The 16398-nt window shown below is 44.4% G+C and carries 14 protein-coding genes; 12 read left to right on the top strand and 2 right to left on the bottom strand.

Annotated elements, in window-relative coordinates; translation table 11 throughout:
• Nucleotides 1–41: 41 nt before the first annotated feature.
• From O3A65_04480 to O3A65_04440, 9 genes are all read left to right on the top strand, one after another.
• Entirely contained in the window at nt 42–1127 is a 1086-nt protein-coding gene (locus O3A65_04480; GenBank protein MDA1331727.1) for a TRAP transporter substrate-binding protein, read from the top strand.
• Between the two features lie 71 nt (nt 1128–1198).
• The gene (locus tag O3A65_04475; protein ID MDA1331726.1) at nt 1199–1777 is read left to right on the top strand and encodes a TRAP transporter small permease subunit; all 579 of its coding nucleotides are present in this window, start codon (nt 1199–1201) and stop codon (nt 1775–1777) included.
• The gene (locus tag O3A65_04470) at nt 1774–3159 is read left to right on the top strand and encodes a TRAP transporter large permease subunit (protein ID MDA1331725.1); all 1386 of its coding nucleotides are present in this window, start codon (nt 1774–1776) and stop codon (nt 3157–3159) included. The genes O3A65_04475 and O3A65_04470 overlap by 4 nt, the downstream gene beginning before the upstream one ends.
• 63 nt (nt 3160–3222) lie before the next feature.
• Nucleotides 3223–3345 carry a hypothetical protein gene (locus tag O3A65_04465; GenBank protein ID MDA1331724.1) on the top strand — a complete coding sequence of 41 codons (123 nt, stop codon included), beginning with the start codon at nt 3223–3225 and terminating at the stop codon, nt 3343–3345.
• 66 nt (nt 3346–3411) lie between these two features.
• Complete coding sequence (locus O3A65_04460; protein ID MDA1331723.1) at nt 3412–3624, top strand: acyloxyacyl hydrolase; 213 nt, start codon at nt 3412–3414, stop codon at nt 3622–3624.
• 90 nt (nt 3625–3714) lie between these two features.
• Nucleotides 3715–4629, top strand: a complete 915-nt coding sequence (locus O3A65_04455) for a 3-hydroxyacyl-CoA dehydrogenase NAD-binding domain-containing protein (protein MDA1331722.1) — start codon at nt 3715–3717, stop codon at nt 4627–4629.
• Between the two features lie 114 nt (nt 4630–4743).
• Nucleotides 4744–5226, top strand: a complete 483-nt coding sequence (locus O3A65_04450) for a CoA-binding protein (protein MDA1331721.1) — start codon at nt 4744–4746, stop codon at nt 5224–5226.
• A 20-nt stretch (nt 5227–5246) separates the two neighbouring features.
• The gene (locus tag O3A65_04445) at nt 5247–6539 is read left to right on the top strand and encodes an O-acetylhomoserine aminocarboxypropyltransferase/cysteine synthase (protein MDA1331720.1); all 1293 of its coding nucleotides are present in this window, start codon (nt 5247–5249) and stop codon (nt 6537–6539) included.
• Nucleotides 6540–6608: 69 nt separating this feature from the next.
• Nucleotides 6609–7790 carry an MFS transporter gene (locus O3A65_04440; GenBank protein MDA1331719.1) on the top strand — a complete coding sequence of 394 codons (1182 nt, stop codon included), beginning with the start codon at nt 6609–6611 and terminating at the stop codon, nt 7788–7790.
• 21 nt (nt 7791–7811) lie between these two features.
• Here the strand turns inward: O3A65_04440 and O3A65_04435 are convergent, their stop codons facing one another.
• The gene (locus O3A65_04435) at nt 7812–8678 is read right to left on the bottom strand and encodes an alpha/beta hydrolase (protein MDA1331718.1); all 867 of its coding nucleotides are present in this window, start codon (nt 8676–8678) and stop codon (nt 7812–7814) included.
• An 86-nt stretch (nt 8679–8764) separates the two neighbouring features.
• Between O3A65_04435 and dnaE the strand changes: the two genes are divergently transcribed.
• Entirely contained in the window at nt 8765–12220 is a 3456-nt protein-coding gene (gene dnaE, locus O3A65_04430) for a DNA polymerase III subunit alpha (GenBank protein ID MDA1331717.1), read from the top strand.
• A gap of 11 nt (nt 12221–12231) precedes the next feature.
• Here the strand turns inward: dnaE and metG are convergent, their stop codons facing one another.
• Nucleotides 12232–14331, bottom strand: a complete 2100-nt coding sequence (metG, locus tag O3A65_04425) for a methionine--tRNA ligase (GenBank protein MDA1331716.1) — start codon at nt 14329–14331, stop codon at nt 12232–12234.
• Nucleotides 14332–14457: 126 nt separating this feature from the next.
• On the opposite strand from metG, the gene apbC reads away from it, so the two are divergent.
• Together apbC and dcd are read left to right on the top strand one after the other, a co-directional pair.
• Complete coding sequence (apbC, locus tag O3A65_04420) at nt 14458–15543, top strand: iron-sulfur cluster carrier protein ApbC (GenBank protein ID MDA1331715.1); 1086 nt, start codon at nt 14458–14460, stop codon at nt 15541–15543.
• A 59-nt stretch (nt 15544–15602) separates the two neighbouring features.
• A complete protein-coding gene (gene dcd / locus O3A65_04415) occupies nt 15603–16175 on the top strand; it encodes a dCTP deaminase (protein ID MDA1331714.1) in 573 nt (190 codons plus the stop codon).
• The last annotated feature ends 223 nt before the right edge of the window (nt 16176–16398 follow it).

Below are 16398 nucleotides of genomic sequence, written 5' to 3'. Positions count from 1 at the left end.
TCGCAGCCAAAATATGACATTCGGTGTATGAGGAGGAGTTTATGATTAAGTTTAGAGCTGTTTTGGCTTTGGGTCTAGTTGGCTTGTTTGTTTTGGCTGGCTGTGGTGGAGATGGAGATGGGGTAGTTAACACTACTAGTAAAGGTGGTGAGGGATCAAAAAAAGTTAATTTAAAGATGGCAAGTGCATTCGTGGGTTCGTTACCACTATTGGGCGTTGCAGCTGTTGATTGGACGAAAAAAGTTGATAGCGTGTCTGGCGGCACGTTGGACATAGATTTTTTTGAACCTAATGCGTTAGTTCCAGGTTTAGAGGCTATACCAGCGGCGTCTAAAGGGTCAGTCGACATGGCGTGGGCTAGTTCCGGATATTTCCAGGGAATTAATACCGTGTTCAGCATGTTTACGACGCTACCGTTTGGAGCCAATGCGACTGAGTTTTTGGCCTGGTATTACTACGGAGATGGTTCTAAGTTCGCCGATGAACTGTATGGCGCACACAACATTAAGTACATACCGTGCCATATGATTCCACCGGAGGCCTCCGGATGGTTTAAAAAGGAGATTAAGAATCTAAACGACCTTAAAGGCCTTAAGATGAGGTTCTTTGGATTGGGCGCGAAGGTTATGGAGAAGCTTGGCGTTTCTACACAGCTCTTAGCCGGTGGTGAAATCTACCAAGCGTTGCAGTTGGGTACGATTGATGCAACTGAATTTGCTATGCCATCCGTTGACCAGGGCATGGGTCTTTATCAAGTGGCAAAACATTACTATTTCCCAGGCTGGCATCAACCGGCATCTTTTAATGGAGTGTTTATTAATCTCCCCGTCTGGAATAGTCTATCTAAGCAACATCAAGCGATAATTGAGGTCTCGTGTGGGGACACTATACGTGATGGTTTAGCCCTTGGGGAATTCTCTCAGCCAGCGGCAATAGATAAAATGGTTAAGCAAGGGGTTAAAGTGCATTATTGGAAACCTGAGTTTTTGGCAGCTTTTAAGGGTGCGTGGGATGAAGTTGCAGCAGAAGAGAGCGCGGTGAATCCTGAGTTTAAACGGGTATATGAAAATTACGTGGCATTTCGTAAACAGTTTGCTACTTGGCGAGACCTTGGATATCTCAAATAAGAGGTGGGAGGCTGAGTAGACGAACTCAGTTCCACTGTTCAAATTGGTTTTTCAATATTGTGTGGTGATTTATGAAATCTATGCTGGATGTCAGTGACCGTATCGATAAAGTGCTTGACCGTGTTGCAAACGCCTCGGGATGGCTATTTGTTCTTACAACTATCGTGATTGCTTTTGATGTTTTGACACGAAAAATTGGTTATCAAATACCTGGAGTAGGCTCTACCAAGTTACAAGAACTCGAATGGCACTTGCATACTGCGTTATTCGCGTTATGGCTTGGGGCGGCCTATATACACAATTCACATGTTCGTATCGATATTGCATACATAAATGCAAAACCAAGAACGCTTGTTATTGCGGAGTTTATAGGATGCTTATGCTTCGCGATTCCCTATTGCTTACTCGCAATATATTTTAGTGCTGATTATACTTGGGAAGCGTGGGTTGATAATGAGGGTTCATCGTCTTCGAATGGTTTACCTTTTAGGTGGATACCAAAGGGCTGCCTGACTTTGGGATTAATTTTGCTTTTTGCTGGCGTTATTTCGGTTTTGATGCGTTCGATAGTTTATTTGTTTGGTGATGCAAGTCTGCGTGAGCGAGCAACACCAGCCTTGATTGTCAAGCAAATGGAGGCTTCATCATGAGTTGGTTTGCACATCATATTTCTTTGTTTTTATTCCTCGTTTTAGCAGTCGCGCTATTTTGCGGTTTTCCAGTAGCATTTGTACTTGGCGGTGTAGCAATGTTGTTTGGTGGGATTGGCATATTGCTCGACATTTTTCATCCGATACAATTTTTTAACATGATGCCACGTATCTGGGGGACAGCCGCAGCGAACCCGATTATTGTTGCAGTACCTATGTTTATTTTCATGGGCACCATGCTAGAGCGAAGTGGTGTAGCAAAGGAATTGTTGTCGATACTTCAAATTTTGACCAGACGGATTCCTGGTGGTTTGGCGATGTCAGTCACATTGATGGGCACGATTATGGCAGCAACAACTGGAATCGTAGGCGCGTCTGTTGTCATGCTGACGCTGATTGCATTACCGACAATGATGGAGCGTGGATATTCTAAGGAATTGGCAACTGGTACGATCGCTTCCGCTGGAACCCTTGGAATTTTAATTCCGCCCTCAATCATGCTGGTGATTATGGGTGACCTGTTGTCTGTCTCAGTGGGAGCCTTATTCGCGGCAGCTATCGTGCCAGGATTTTTACTTGCGGTCCTTTATCTTGTTTATATAGGCTATGTTAGTTTTAAACATCCTGACAGAGCGCCACCATTGCCAGATGACATCGGGCCTGATTCTAATGCCGAGTTAATTGTTCTAGTTGCTAAGAGTTTTTTTCCGCCGTTATTGCTCATCACTTTAGTTTTAGGGTCTATTTTTGGTGGGTGGGCAACACCAACGGAAGCTGCAGGTATTGGTTGTATTGGTGCCATATTCCTCGCTTGGATGAATAAGAAACTCAGTATGCAGACCATGAGAGGCGTTATTCGTCTAGCAGGATTAACGAACGCGATGGTCTTCTTTATATTTTTTGGAGCGCAGTTATTCAGTTATGTGTTTCGGGCGCTTGGTGGAGATGATCTGATTGTCGAACTCCTGGGTGTCATCGGTATTGATACAGGATGGGAAATTTTGATATTCATGTTATTACTAACGTTTTTACTCGGGTTCTTTTTTGACTGGATTGAAATCTGCTTAATCGTATTGCCCGTTTTTGCGCCAATACTTCAACTGGTTGACTTTGGCCCACATATTGGGGAAGGCGGACCGATCGTATTCCTTGTTTGGTTCTGTGTGATGTTATCAGTGAATCTGCAAACGTCATTCTTGACACCACCTTTTGGCTTTGCGCTCTTCTACATGAAGGGTACTGTCCCGCCGTCGATTAATATGGGGCATATTTACCGAGGAATAATTCCTTTTGTGTTGCTACAAATATCGGGACTTGCTTTAATAATTTCGTTCCCCGAGCTGGTGCTTTGGTTACCGAGGGCCGCTGGATTCTTAATGTAGTCTCGTGCGGGAGCTTAACCACTCCCGTACGTCACTGAGTGCTTTTTGAAGGTTCGAGAGGCTATGTCGTCTCAATTAGTTCTAGCTCTGTCTCGCTGTCTTCTTAATGCTTTGCTTCCTCAAAATATTGTTGTTGTGGCTGGTTTCGATCCCGACGCTAAAGGTGGTCGTATGGTCTTCGAGTAACATAAAGCTGGTGAGTTTTCTGGTTAGGTAAAGAATTGGCGATGGGCGACAGCGATTTGAGTTATCGTGCCGATTTTTTTTGAGGCGAGTTTTATGTCTGGATATTACAACTTAGACGACACAGATTTGGGCAGAAATATTTATTTTCAACCATTGGCTGGGTTCGGTGTGCGGTTAGGCAGTGATTCTACCTCCTCAATGAGTGTCGATCATTTGTCTAGTGGTGGTTTAACAACCAGTAATCTGGGCTCGCAGCTAGTCACGGTTCGTTATACTTAGGCCTATTAGTCTTAGGAAATTGGCTTCTTTCATAGAGCCTTAAAAGGTTAAGTACAATTCGGCCGATGGGGCACCATTTAAAAAAATAAAGTGAATTTTAAACATATCGTAATTATCGGGGCGGGTACCATGGGTACCGACCTAGCCGTCAAGCTGTCGGCTTCAGGAGCCCGCGTCACTGTTGTCGGTCGACCCGGTGGGCGTGCAGAGACTTTTAGTGATCGTGCGCTCAGTGCAGCTCGGGATTTGGGTGTGTCGCTCGAGAGTCTAGAGTTGCAGTTGATATCAAACTTGGTGTCTGTAGCTTGGTCTTCAGCTGATCTCATTATTGAGAATGTCACTGAGGACCTAGCGATTAAACAGAGCATATTCAAACAGGTAGTTGCCCTGGCGAATGCGGAAGCCATCATTACGAGCAACTCATCCACGTTCGGCATCTCATTGATTGCGAATGGCTTAGGTCAACAGAGTCGTTTTTTTGGGCTACATTTTTTTATGCCTGCACATTTAGTACCACTAGTTGAGGTTGTCATGTCTGCAAACTCTGATTTAGCGATAGCTGAAGAAATAAAATTGTATTTGTCTTCTCGTGATTTTGTTCCAGTTATTGTTCGTAAAGATGTGCCAGGATTTTTGGCAAATCGTATTCAAGCGGCCTTGATGAGAGAGGTATGGCATATATTAGAGCGTGGCATTGCTACGCCTGAAGATGTAGATAAGGCAGTTATGTACGGGTTTGGATGTCGCTTTCTTGCCGCAGGGCCAGTCATGCAAAAAGAAATTTCAGGGTTAGATGTTACGTATTCAGTCAATACGAACTTATTCCCAGACTTGAGTAATGCAGATAAGCCACCGTCATTTTTAGCAGATAAAGTTAAGCGCGGTGAGATTGGCATGAAATCTGAGGTAGGGTTTTGGACTTGGAATCAAAAGTCGATTCGTGAAGCTCGTGATCGATATATGCAAAGACTAAAAGCTGCGATTAAGATACTTTCAGATAATTAATAAAGATCGATATTCTTGTGAAACAAAAGCTCATCAATTAGACAATGCTAGAATGCTGACTCAAAAATCTCTATTCCATTAATGAAGATTAAACTAAATCTGGATCAGAAACTGATGAGTGATGGCCACGGTATTAATGAGCTGAGACTAATTTTGAGGGAGTCTAAGACTATTGCAGTTGTTGGACTTTCAGCAAATTGGTACCGGCCTAGCTACTTTGCGGCGAAATATATGCAAGAACATGGGTACAAAATAATTCCTGTCAATCCTGCATACGAGGGGCAAGAGGTTCTTGGCGAACGTTGTTATGCATCGCTTAGTGATATTGACGGATCGGTTGATATAGTTGACTGTTTTAGAAAAAGCGAGGATATAGAGCCAATCGCTGAACAGGCGGTCGCTATTGGAGCTAAAGTGCTTTGGTTGCAGCTTGGGGTGAGGAATGAAGAAGCGAGTCGAATCGCAGAAAAAGCTGGCATGACCTATGTACATGATCGTTGTGTCAAGATTGAGCACGGCAGATTATTTGGAGGTTTAAATTGGGTGGGTGTTAATACTAAGGTGATCTCCTCTAAGCGACCTAGATGGTTACCTTAAAGAATGAGGAAGATTAGATAATGGCGGACCGAGAGTATGGGGTTGGAACCCTTTGTTTGCATGCAGGCCAAATTCCAGATGCGGTGACTGGGTCAAGGGCCGCCCCGATATATCAAACTACGTCTTACGTTTTTGATTCTGCGGAGCACGCGGCTAGCTTATTTAATTTACAAACATTTGGGAATGTTTATTCCAGATTATCCAATCCAACCGTGTCGGTTCTAGAAGAACGTGTGGCCGCACTTGAGGGTGGAAGAGCTGCACTTGCGGTGAGCTCTGGGCAGGCAGCACAAATGTGCGCGATTCTGACGCTACTTGGCGAGGGAGACGAATTGGTCTCTGCGAGTACCTTATACGGTGGAACATATTCGCAATTTGATGTTACGTTTAGGCGTTTTGGTATTAATACGATTTTTGTTGATCCCAGCGACCCGCAAAATTTTAAGGCGGCGATCAATCCTAAAACTAAAGCGATTTATGCGGAGACGATGGGGAACCCTCAGATCAATGTTCTCGATATTAGTGCGGTAGCAGATATCGCGCATGAGGCTGGAATACCTTTAGTTATCGACAATACGTTTGCGTCGCCTTATTTGTGCCAACCAATTAAGCATGGAGCAGATATTGTTGTGCAATCTGCCACAAAATTTATTGGAGGTCATGGTACGACAATGGGTGGTGTGATTGTGGAGTCTGGAAATTTCCCTTGGGATAATGGTAATTTCCCTTCGATTACAGAGCCATCTAAGGGGTACCATGGTGTTCGTTTCTACGAAACCTTTGGTGATTTTGGATTCACGATGAAGGCTCGAATGGAAACTTTAAGAACGCTCGGTCCCTCTCTGTCGCCTTTAAGCGCATGGCTTCTTTTACAGGGTCTAGAGACGCTACATGTGCGTATGGATCGTCACGTCTCCAATGCCCTTGCGGTGGCGAACTTCCTAGAGTCTCACGGTAGTGTTTCTTGGGTTAATTTTCCAGGTTTGGCTTCAAGCCCTTATGCCTCGCTTGGTAAAAAATATATGCCTAAAGGTTGTGGATCGATTATGACGTTTGGTATTAAAGGTGGTCTTAAGGCTGGTGAGCAATTCATTGAGGCACTTGAGTTTGTCTCTCATCTAGCCAATGTAGGTGATGCAAAGTCGCTTGTGATTCATCCTGCGTCAACGACGCACAGGCAATTGTCTGAGGAAGATCAACTGAAGGCAGGCATATTTCCAGACATGATTCGTCTATCGGTTGGCATTGAAGATATAGATGATGTCCTCTGGGATCTTGATCAAGCTTTACGCAAATCTACCGCTGTATCTTGATTTTTGAGCGCGTCAGCAATGCCGCTGTGGCGTTAATCTAGGGGCTTTTATTTACTCCGAATTGCATGCATGTCTTTATTCTTAGCCTCTTTGTTGGTTACTTTAGCGGTTCAAATTCAGGCTTCTTTAGTTGTTTTTACACCGCCAATCTTGGCGCCCGTTGCTCAGGGAGATGTTGGCGTCAATGCGGCATCGGTCGGTCTTGTAACTGCTCTGATCTACCTGTCATCTGTTCCATCTGCCCTATTTTCTGGTGTATTGATTAACCGTCTTGGTGCTATCCGAGTGAGTCAGTTGTGTGTGTTGTTCGCGTCTATAGGCATCGCCTTAATGTCAACGGGGGATGTTTTAATCATTGCTTTGGGCGCTCTTGTTGTTGGGTTAGGTTACGGCTCGGTAACGCCTTCGTCGTCAACCATACTCGCTGATCAAGCTCCAAATAATATGCGCTCTTTGATTTTTTCAATCAAGCAGTCAGGGGTGCCAATCGGCGGGGCGATTGCGGGGGCTCTCGTGCCATATTTAATGTATCGGTTTGGCTGGAGAGAGACCTCAATCATTATTGGTTTGATCGGTTTTGCGGTTATCTTATTCGCCCAACTCATACAGAAAAAGGTCGATTGCCAATCCCTTAGTACCTTGCATGAGGTGCAATCACTGAGCTTTCATGAGTCGTTGCGTCTTGTGTTTTCGCATACCAAGTTGCGAGAGCTGGCCATATCGTCGTTTGCATTTTCTGGCATGCAGATGAGCCTGGGTTCGTATCTGGTTGTCATGTTAACGGAGAAGGCTTTACTTACAGTCTCTGTTGCTGGATCGGCCCTTTCAATTGCAATGATCGCTGGTATTTTTGGGCGTTTGTTTTGGGGTGTGCTCGCTGATTATGGTGTCTCACCGCGTTCAGTCTTGGGTTTTCTTGGGCTGTTAATGGGCGTTTCAGCAGGCACTATGTGTTTCGTGCATGCATCATTTCCGATAACCTTTATTTATATTTTTTCTTTTTTCTTTGGTGCCTCTGCTGTCGGATGGAATGGGGTTTATCTGGCTGAGGTCGCTCGAATCGCTCCAGCGGGTCAAGCTGGAACAGCAACTGGAGCATCCCTCGCAATGACCTATTCTGGGGTTGTATTGTTGCCAACGTTATTTTGGCTCATCTATTTGGTTACAGAGAGTTATGTATGGGGATTTTTAGCCTTAGGTTTTATTACTGTGTGGCGCGGTTTATCATTTTTCAGAAAGACCGAGTCATAATAGGTGCACTAAAAAGTTGATTCAGGTAATGAACGATTCAATGGCCCAAGCAAATTTTTTCGGCTGCGCGTGATGCATCATGTGAGACGATTCAGTAATGGTCTCCTCCCTTAGATTTTGGTAGTTTGATCGATACTCATCGATTGTTGCGTAATCATTTTTCATGAAGCGACAAAGCCAACCGCTATCGCTGTGTAACCAAAGTGTGGGGCAGGAAATATGCTTCCAAAAATAAGACGCCTCGACTGACCGATAGATTATCGGGTTGACCATCTTATGCTTAGGGTCCGCTCGGAGGTTGAATTCGCCATTGGGTTGTTGAGCAGACCATTGCTCTGCTAGAAATAATGCCTGCTCCTCTGTTAGCGCAGGGGTGTTTTTGATGAGCCTTTGAGCTACTTCTTCGAGCGAATTGTAAGGCTTCAGGGATGGGCTTTTTTCCTTTTGCTCAAGCCATCTTTTGAGCCGATTAGGGGCTTCGCTTGCATCCCGAGGGGGCATGCCAAAACCTTCGGCCAAGATTAGTTTTTGTACTTTCTCTGGGTAAACGCCTGTGTAAAAGCCAGCAATATTTCCGCCCATGCTATGTCCAACCAGATTAATTTCTGCATCCGGTGAAAATATATTGATGATTCCTGATAGATCGGCAACATAATCTGGGAACCAATAACCTTGTGGGGCCCACTCGCTGAGCCCAAAACCTCTCCAGTCCGGAGCGATGACAAACCAGTCTTTAGTGAATTCATCTACTGTGAATTGAAAGGAGGCGGACATATCCATCCATCCGTGCATCAGATATAGGTGCTTAGATTTTGGATCGCCCCAGGTTCTAATATGATATTGCAGCCCGTTTATATCTGAAAAGTGGCTTTTTGATGCTGAGTGCAATGGTCTGCCTTCTTTAATTATGAATATTCGAAAGGGTGCTTTTCAATCTTTGGATATCATACCGATACACATCGTACAATAATGGCATGAGCATTTCTCAATTTATACATTTAAGAACGCACAGCGAATACTCGATTACTCAGGGTATGGTTCGTATACCTGAGTTATGCGACCGCGCTCTTGAGTATGGTATGCCTTCGGTTGCACTTACTGACCTTGATAACTTATTTGGGGTCGTTAAGTTTTATCGTGCAGCAAGAAAGCGGGGCCTCAAACCAATAGTAGGCTGTGATGTGTCGGTACTGACGCCGACCGGTAAAGCCCCTATGCGCTTATTGCTTTTGGTTCAGAACACTGAGGGATATTTGAGACTGAGTCGTTGGTTAACGCGTGCATATGTTGGTAGCGATAGGGGAGCTCGGGTGGCTATTCATAGTGAATGGATTGAAGCCGAAGGTTCCAAGGGGCTAATTGCCCTATCGGGTTGGAGGCAGGGAGATGTTGAACGGTCACTAATGGACGGCGATATTCATGAGGCTACTGAAAAGCTTAAGTATTGGGGCGCTTTGTTTGATGGGCGTTTTTATCTCGAAATACAACGGTCAAATGGCGAGATTAGAGGCTCATTGGAGACGGCCGTAATGCGTCTCGCAAAACAAGAAAATATTCCGGTGGTGGCGACTCATCCTGTGGAGTTTTTGGTGCAAACAGAATTCATGGCTCATGAAGTCCGATACTGTATTGCGGAGGGGTTTTTGCTTGCTGACCAGAATAGACGGAGCCCCTTCAATGAGGAGCAGTATTTTAAATCTGCGGTGCAGATGTGTGAGCTCTTTTCGGATTTGCCGGGCGCAATTGAAAACGCTTTAGAAATTGCTCAGCGATGTTCTTTGGAGTTTGATTTAGGCAATCCGCAACTGCCTAATTTCCCTACGCCTTCTGGGGTGTCGCTTGAACAGTTTTTGGAGGCTCAAGCTTCTGATGGTCTTGATAAGCGCATGAGGCGTATTCGTAGTGGTGACATTGAAGAGGCGATTGTTACTAAAGGGTATCGAGATAGATTGAAGTTTGAGATTGACACGATCGTAAATATGGGTTTCGCAGGATACTTCTTGATCGTTGCTGATTTCATTAACTGGGCCAAGAATAACGATGTGCCTGTTGGCCCCGGTAGAGGATCTGGCGCTGGATCCTTGGTTGCGTTCTCACTTGGTATTACTGATTTAGATCCTATTCAATATAACCTGCTCTTTGAGCGTTTCTTAAATCCAGAGCGGGTGTCAATGCCAGATTTTGATATTGATTTTTGTCAAGATGGACGAGATCGTGTCATTGACTATGTACGCGAAAAATATGGGTCAGAATCGGTGTCACAAATTGTGACGTTCGGAACAATGGCAGCAAAGGCTGTTGTGAGAGATGTGGCTCGAGTTATGGATTGGAGTTATGGCCGGGCTGACGAACTTGCAAAGTTAATCCCCTTTCAGCCAGGGCAACTCATCACGTTGGATCTCGCGAGGGAAATGGAGCCTCGTTTCAAAGAAAGAGAGGACTCGGATGAAGAGACTCGAGAGCTTCTTGCGTTAGCGAGGCAGTTGGAGGGCATCACCCGAAACGTTGGGATGCACGCTGGAGGTGTTTTGATTGCGCCTTCAGCACTTAGCGATTTCTGCCCGCTGTATTCGGCCGATGGTTCTCATAGCGTTATTTCTCAGCTGGACAAAGATGATGTTGAACATATCGGTCTGGTTAAGTTTGATTTTCTTGGTCTAACCACGCTAACAGTCATTGATTGGACTTTAAAATTTATCAAGAGATTAGATCCTGATAAGATCATTGATTTGGCTGAAATACCGCTTGATGATTTAGAGACGTATCGTATTTTTTCAAGTGGAAATAGTGCCGCCGTTTTTCAGTTTGAATCGCGAGGGATGACAGATTTAATTGAAAGGGCGCAGCCAGATCGCTTTGAGGATATTGTCGCGTTAGTGGCGCTCTTTAGGCCAGGTCCGATGGATCTGATTCCGGATTTCGTTGAGAGAAAACATGGCCGCCAACAGGTTAATTTCCCTGATGAGCGTGTCAAAGCCATTTTGGATGAGACCTATGGAATTATGGTTTACCAAGAGCAAGTAATGCAAATGGCCCAAATCATCGGAGGGTATTCACTTGGCGGAGCTGATCTTTTACGTCGTGCCATGGGTAAGAAAAAACCAGAAGAGATGGCGCAGCATCGTCAATTATTTTTGGAAGGGTCGAAGAGGAATGGATTGAGTGAGACTAAGTCAAATGAAATCTTTGATTTGATGGAAAAGTTTGCCGGGTATGGGTTCAATAAATCGCATGCGGCGGCGTACGCGTTAATAGCGTATCAAACGGCTTGGTTTAAATGTCACTATATTTCCGCGTTTATGGCGGCGAATATGTCTGCTTCGATGGACGATACTGATCGAATCCAACATTTGTTTGCAGACTGTATTAAAAATAATTTAACACTTTTGCCGCCGGATATTTATGAGTCAGAGTATCGATTTGTACCGGTATCAGACACGCAGATACGATACGGTCTAGGCGGAATTAGGGGGACAGGAGAGGCGGCTATTGAACATATCCTCCATATTCGAGCAAATGGTGCATTTGAGAGTTTCTTTGATTTTTGTTGCCGCGTGGATAGGCGCGTCGTTAATAAACGTAGCGTTGAGTCTTTAATAAGGGCTGGTGCGTTTGATAGCTTGGATGCTAATCGTGCCAAGTTGCTAGCTTCAGTGCACTCTGCCATAGCAGCAGCCGAGCAACAAGATAGAGATCTTTCTCAGGTGAGTTTGTTTGATGACGACATCAAGTCTGTGGGTGAGGCTGCAATGACTGAGGCGCGCCATTGGGCTGATTATGAGCAACTTCAGAACGAGAAAGTGGCCTTAGGTTTTTATTACAGCGGTCATCCCTTTAAGAGTTTTGAGCAAGAATTATCGTTAGTCGTGTCCAGTCGCCTCAATGCGATTTCTGTTCCGGTTCCAGGTGAAGGTGTCCGTCAAATGTTGCTAGCTGGGATTGTTGATTCGACCCGCATACAAAAGACCAACAATGGACGAATGATGGTTGTAACTATCTCGGATGGTTATGGTTCTGAAGAAGTTGTGCTTTATGATGAGTTCTTGGATCGATTCAGAGATCTTGTAAAAGAAGATGCAATCGTCGTTTTTGAGGCTAAGATTCGTTCCTATCGTCGAGGATCGGAGTTGAATGAGGCATCTATTTTTTCTAGAATTGCGGCAGAAAACGTTTTCAGTTTGGCGGCTGTACGAGAGCGGTTTGGTAAAATTCTGAAGTTGCGTATGAATCGAGGGGCTGATGCAGAACAACTTAAAACAATTCTCGCTCAGTATCGTGACGGTCCTATTCCGGTAAGAGTCTTGTATCAAGGTCCGAGTGGTGAGGCTGAAATTGATCTGGGAGAAGAATGGCGTGTTCGCCCAGAAGACTCGTTGTTTAGTGAGTTGAGTGAATGGCTGAGTCCAGAGGCTGTCAGTCTTACGTATTAGAGCGCTGCGGCTTATTTAACCCGCATACCCGGAACCGCACCTGATTCCGGGGAAATTAAAAAAATCCCTGAATCTTCCCCGCTGGCTGCTAGGACCATACCTTGAGATTCACCAAAACGCATTTTTCTAGCCTTTAAGTTTGCAACCACAACGACAAGCTTTTGCTTAAGGTCTTCTGGGTTGTATGCTGATTTGATTCCCGCGAATACTTGTCTTTGTTCTGTGCCAAGGTCAATTTGCAGACGTACTAATTTATCTGCGCCCTCAACATGTTCAGCTTCGATAATTCTTCCGACCCGGAGGTCTATGTTGTTAAATGCATCAATCGTAATCTCATTAGGTGCTTTATTTTCGGCTTCTTTTGTATTGTCATCAGTCATTTTATTTTTGTTTCTCTTCGTCGGTTTAGATGCGGCGTCAACAGGCTTCTGAATATTTACGGCTATTAATTTGTCAATCAGCTTGGGGTCGATGCGAGCTATTAAATGGTTATAAGCGTTGATGTGGTGTTTTGGAGGGAGACTTCTCTCGCTATCGGGCCACTGAAGTTCCTTGATATTGAGAAAGTCTTCGACTGCAGTTGCGACCTTCGGTAGCACAGGTTTCAGATACACAGTGAGTATTTTGAACAAATTAACGGCTACTGAGCATACCTCTTGAAGCTCTTTGGAATCAGATTCTGATTTGGCTAACTCCCAGGGTTTTTTTGCATCAATATAACTATTTGCCCGGTCCGCAAGCGACATAATCTCTCTAAGGCCCTTGCTGTATTCTCGCGCTTCATACGCATCAGAAATATTTTTCGATCGGCTGAAAAAATATTGTAATAGGTCGTGCTGATCCAGCGAAACGTCGCTTAAGTGCCCATCAAATTTTTTAGCGAGGAAGTTCGCTGCACGGCTAGCAATATTGATGTACTTGCCGACTAAATCACTGTTAACGCGCGCCATGAAATCAGTCAGATTAAGATCAATATCTTCCATTGAGGCGTTTAGCTTGGCCGCGTAATAATAACGGAGCCATTCCGGTTCGAGTCCGCTCTCTAAGAAGCTCCTCGCAGTAATGAATGTGCCGCGAGATTTAGACATTTTTTGTCCGTTTACGGTCAAGAATCCATGTGCATATATCTTCGTCGGAGTCCTGAATCCGGAGAACTCGAGTACGGCTGGAAAAAAAAGCGCATGGAAGTAAAGAATATCTTTGCCGATGAAGTGTATAAGCTCTGTGTCCCCTCCTGGTTTAAGAAAGTCACGAGTCAGGTTTGCTCTGTCTTCCGACTGGTAATTTGCAAGGTAGTTTAGAAAACTTCCAAAATATCCTATAGGAGCATCCAGCCAAACATAAAAGAATTTGGTTTGATTCGTTCCGGGTATCGGAAAGCCAAAGTATGGCGCGTCTCTAGAAATATCCCAGTCAGATAACTTACTTTGCCCGGCTTCCCCAAGCCATTCTTTCATTTTGTTGGCGGCTTCCGGCTGCAGTCTGTGTGCGTTTTGTGTGAACCCCCTTAAAAATTCTTCGCAGCGTGTATCCGAGAGTTTGAAAAATAGATGAGTAGATCTTTTTCGATCTGGTTTCGCACCAGAAATAGTTGAATAGGGTTCGATTAGTTCTGTAGGAGAGTATGTCGCACCGCAGACCTCACAAGAGTCGCCATATTGATCTGATGCGCTACATTTTGGACAGATTCCTTTGACATATCGGTCAGGGAGAAACATTTTTTTGATCGGATCATAGAATTGTTCGACCTCTTTTTCGACAATAAGACCAGCCTCAGATAATGAATTAAATATTTTTTCGCAAAGCTCCTGATTCTCAGGTGAGTTGGTGGTGTAATAGTTGTCAAAGCGGACACCAAAGTCATTGAAGTCTAAAGAGTGTTCTTGATGTACTCTTTGTATCAGTTGCTCGGGAGAGATATTCTCTTGTTCGGCTCTCAGCATTACTGGAGTACCGTGTGTATCGTCGGCACAGACGTAATGCACTTCATGCCCAAACATCTTTTTCGCTCTAACCCAAATGTCTGTTTGAATATATTCGACTAAGTGACCCAGGTGAATGCTGCCATTCGCATATGGGAGGGCTGATGTAACAAGGATTCTTCTGGTCATTTTTTTTGTTGGTTACGATTCTTAGTCTTCTACCTTCGGATTTTAACAAACCAAGCGGTAAAGGGCGTACAACTGCGACTAGGTTTTGGTTAGAATAGGTATTAAAGAATGAAAGTGTAAATCATAATGATAACTAACGAAGCTATTAAAGAAGAAGTTTTAAAAATTCAAAACCCTGCTACGGGTGAGATGATTGGTCAATGTGGCGAAAAAGTAGCCGTTGAAACTGACGAATCTCTGATTAAAATTACGCTTCTTGTGGGTTATCCTATGAGAAGTTTTGAGTCGATTCTGTCTCAACTTATCGTAGAAGACCTCGGTGAGCTTGCAGGTGAAAAACAAATTGAGGTGATTTTTGAACTGAGAATTGTCGCGCATGCTACTCAACCTGGATTGAAGCTGCTCCCAAACGTACGCAATGTGATTGCGATTGCATCAGGTAAGGGTGGGGTTGGTAAATCGACGACCACAACGAATCTTGCCCTTGCTTTATCTGCTGAAGGCGCTCGTGTCGGAGTCTTAGATGCTGACATTTACGGGCCTTCTCAACAAATCATGTTAGGGCTTAAGGGTAGGCCTGAATCTGCTGATGGTAAGACCATATCGCCAATGGAGGCTCATGGCGTACAAGCTATGTCGATTGGAGTGCTTGTTGATGTCGATCAACCGATGGTATGGCGAGGACCAATGGTTTCTCAAGCACTGGAGCAGTTATTAAGAGACACAATGTGGTCCGATTTAGATTATTTATTGATTGATTTACCCCCTGGTACTGGGGATATTCAGTTGACCTTATCTCAAAAAGTACCCCTTACAGGAGTTGTTATTGTTACCACTCCTCAGGACATTGCCTTGATTGATGCAAGGAAGGCGCTGAAGATGTTTGAAAAGGTCCACGTACCGATATTGGGCATTATCGAGAATATGAGTGTTCACGTATGTTCTCAGTGCGGCCACATTGAGCATATTTTTGGCCAAGGCGGAGGGGATGAAATGTCTAGAGACTATGATGTTGATGTGCTTGGCGCGTTGCCTCTAGACATAAAGATCCGACAAGCTTTGGACGCAGGGACGCCAACATTAATTTCTGATCCAGATGGGCCCGCTAGTGAGATTTATAAAAAGATTGCTCGAGATGTTGGGCTCAAGCTTGCTAAAAGAAAGCGCGATTATAGCCAGACGTTCCCAAAAATTAGAGTGGATAACAATTAAGGGTTGGTAATTGCGAGCGTGAAACTGATTGCAGTGAATATATAGGATGGAGTGAGCGAATGAGTATTAAGTCTGATCGATGGATTCGGCAAATGGCTAAAGAGAAGGGGATGATCGAACCCTTTGAGCCTGAACAAATAAAGTCTGTAAATGGAGAGCGGGTTGTTTCTTATGGAACTTCAAGCTACGGATATGATATTCGGTGTTCCAGTGAATTTAAGATTTTCACCAACATTAACTCGACAATTGTGGATCCTAAAAATTTTGATTCAGACTCTTTCGTAGATTTCCTAGGGGATGTTTGCATTATTCCGCCAAATTCATTTGCGCTTGCGCGGACTGTGGAATATTTTCGTATTCCGCGAGATGTTTTAACGATTTGTTTGGGTAAATCGACGTATGCGCGCTGCGGGATTATTGTCAATGTCACGCCGTTTGAGCCTGAGTGGGAGGGTTTTGTGACCTTAGAGTTCTCGAACACTACTACTTTGCCGGCAAAAATTTATGCCAATGAAGGTGTGGCCCAAGTGATATTTTTTCAGGCAGATGCTGCAGACGTTTGCGAAACGTCTTATCGCGACCGTGGTGGAAAGTATCAAGGACAGTCCGGAGTAACTTTGCCAAAGGTTTAACTGATTGTATATATGTTGTTTTTTTTAAAAATTTGGAGATTTGCTTTTTTAGGCGATTTTTCTTGATTCTTGGCCGAGAGTGCCTATAATTGCGCGCGTCAAATTGCATATTTTTATCCTCGATCGTCCGTACGATGATGTCTGGCTTGTGTGACTTGAAAAAGCTTTGATAGGAGCGGGGGCCTTGTCCTCTCTGGTGAATCACTGACGTGTATTTTTTTGG

This window comes from Pseudomonadota bacterium, from assembly GCA_027624715.1.
In the GTDB taxonomy this organism is placed as follows: domain Bacteria; phylum Pseudomonadota; class Gammaproteobacteria; order Burkholderiales; family Eutrophovitaceae; genus Eutrophovita.
Note: the sequence above shows the minus strand (reverse complement) of the source record. Positions and strands in the feature narration are given on the sequence as shown.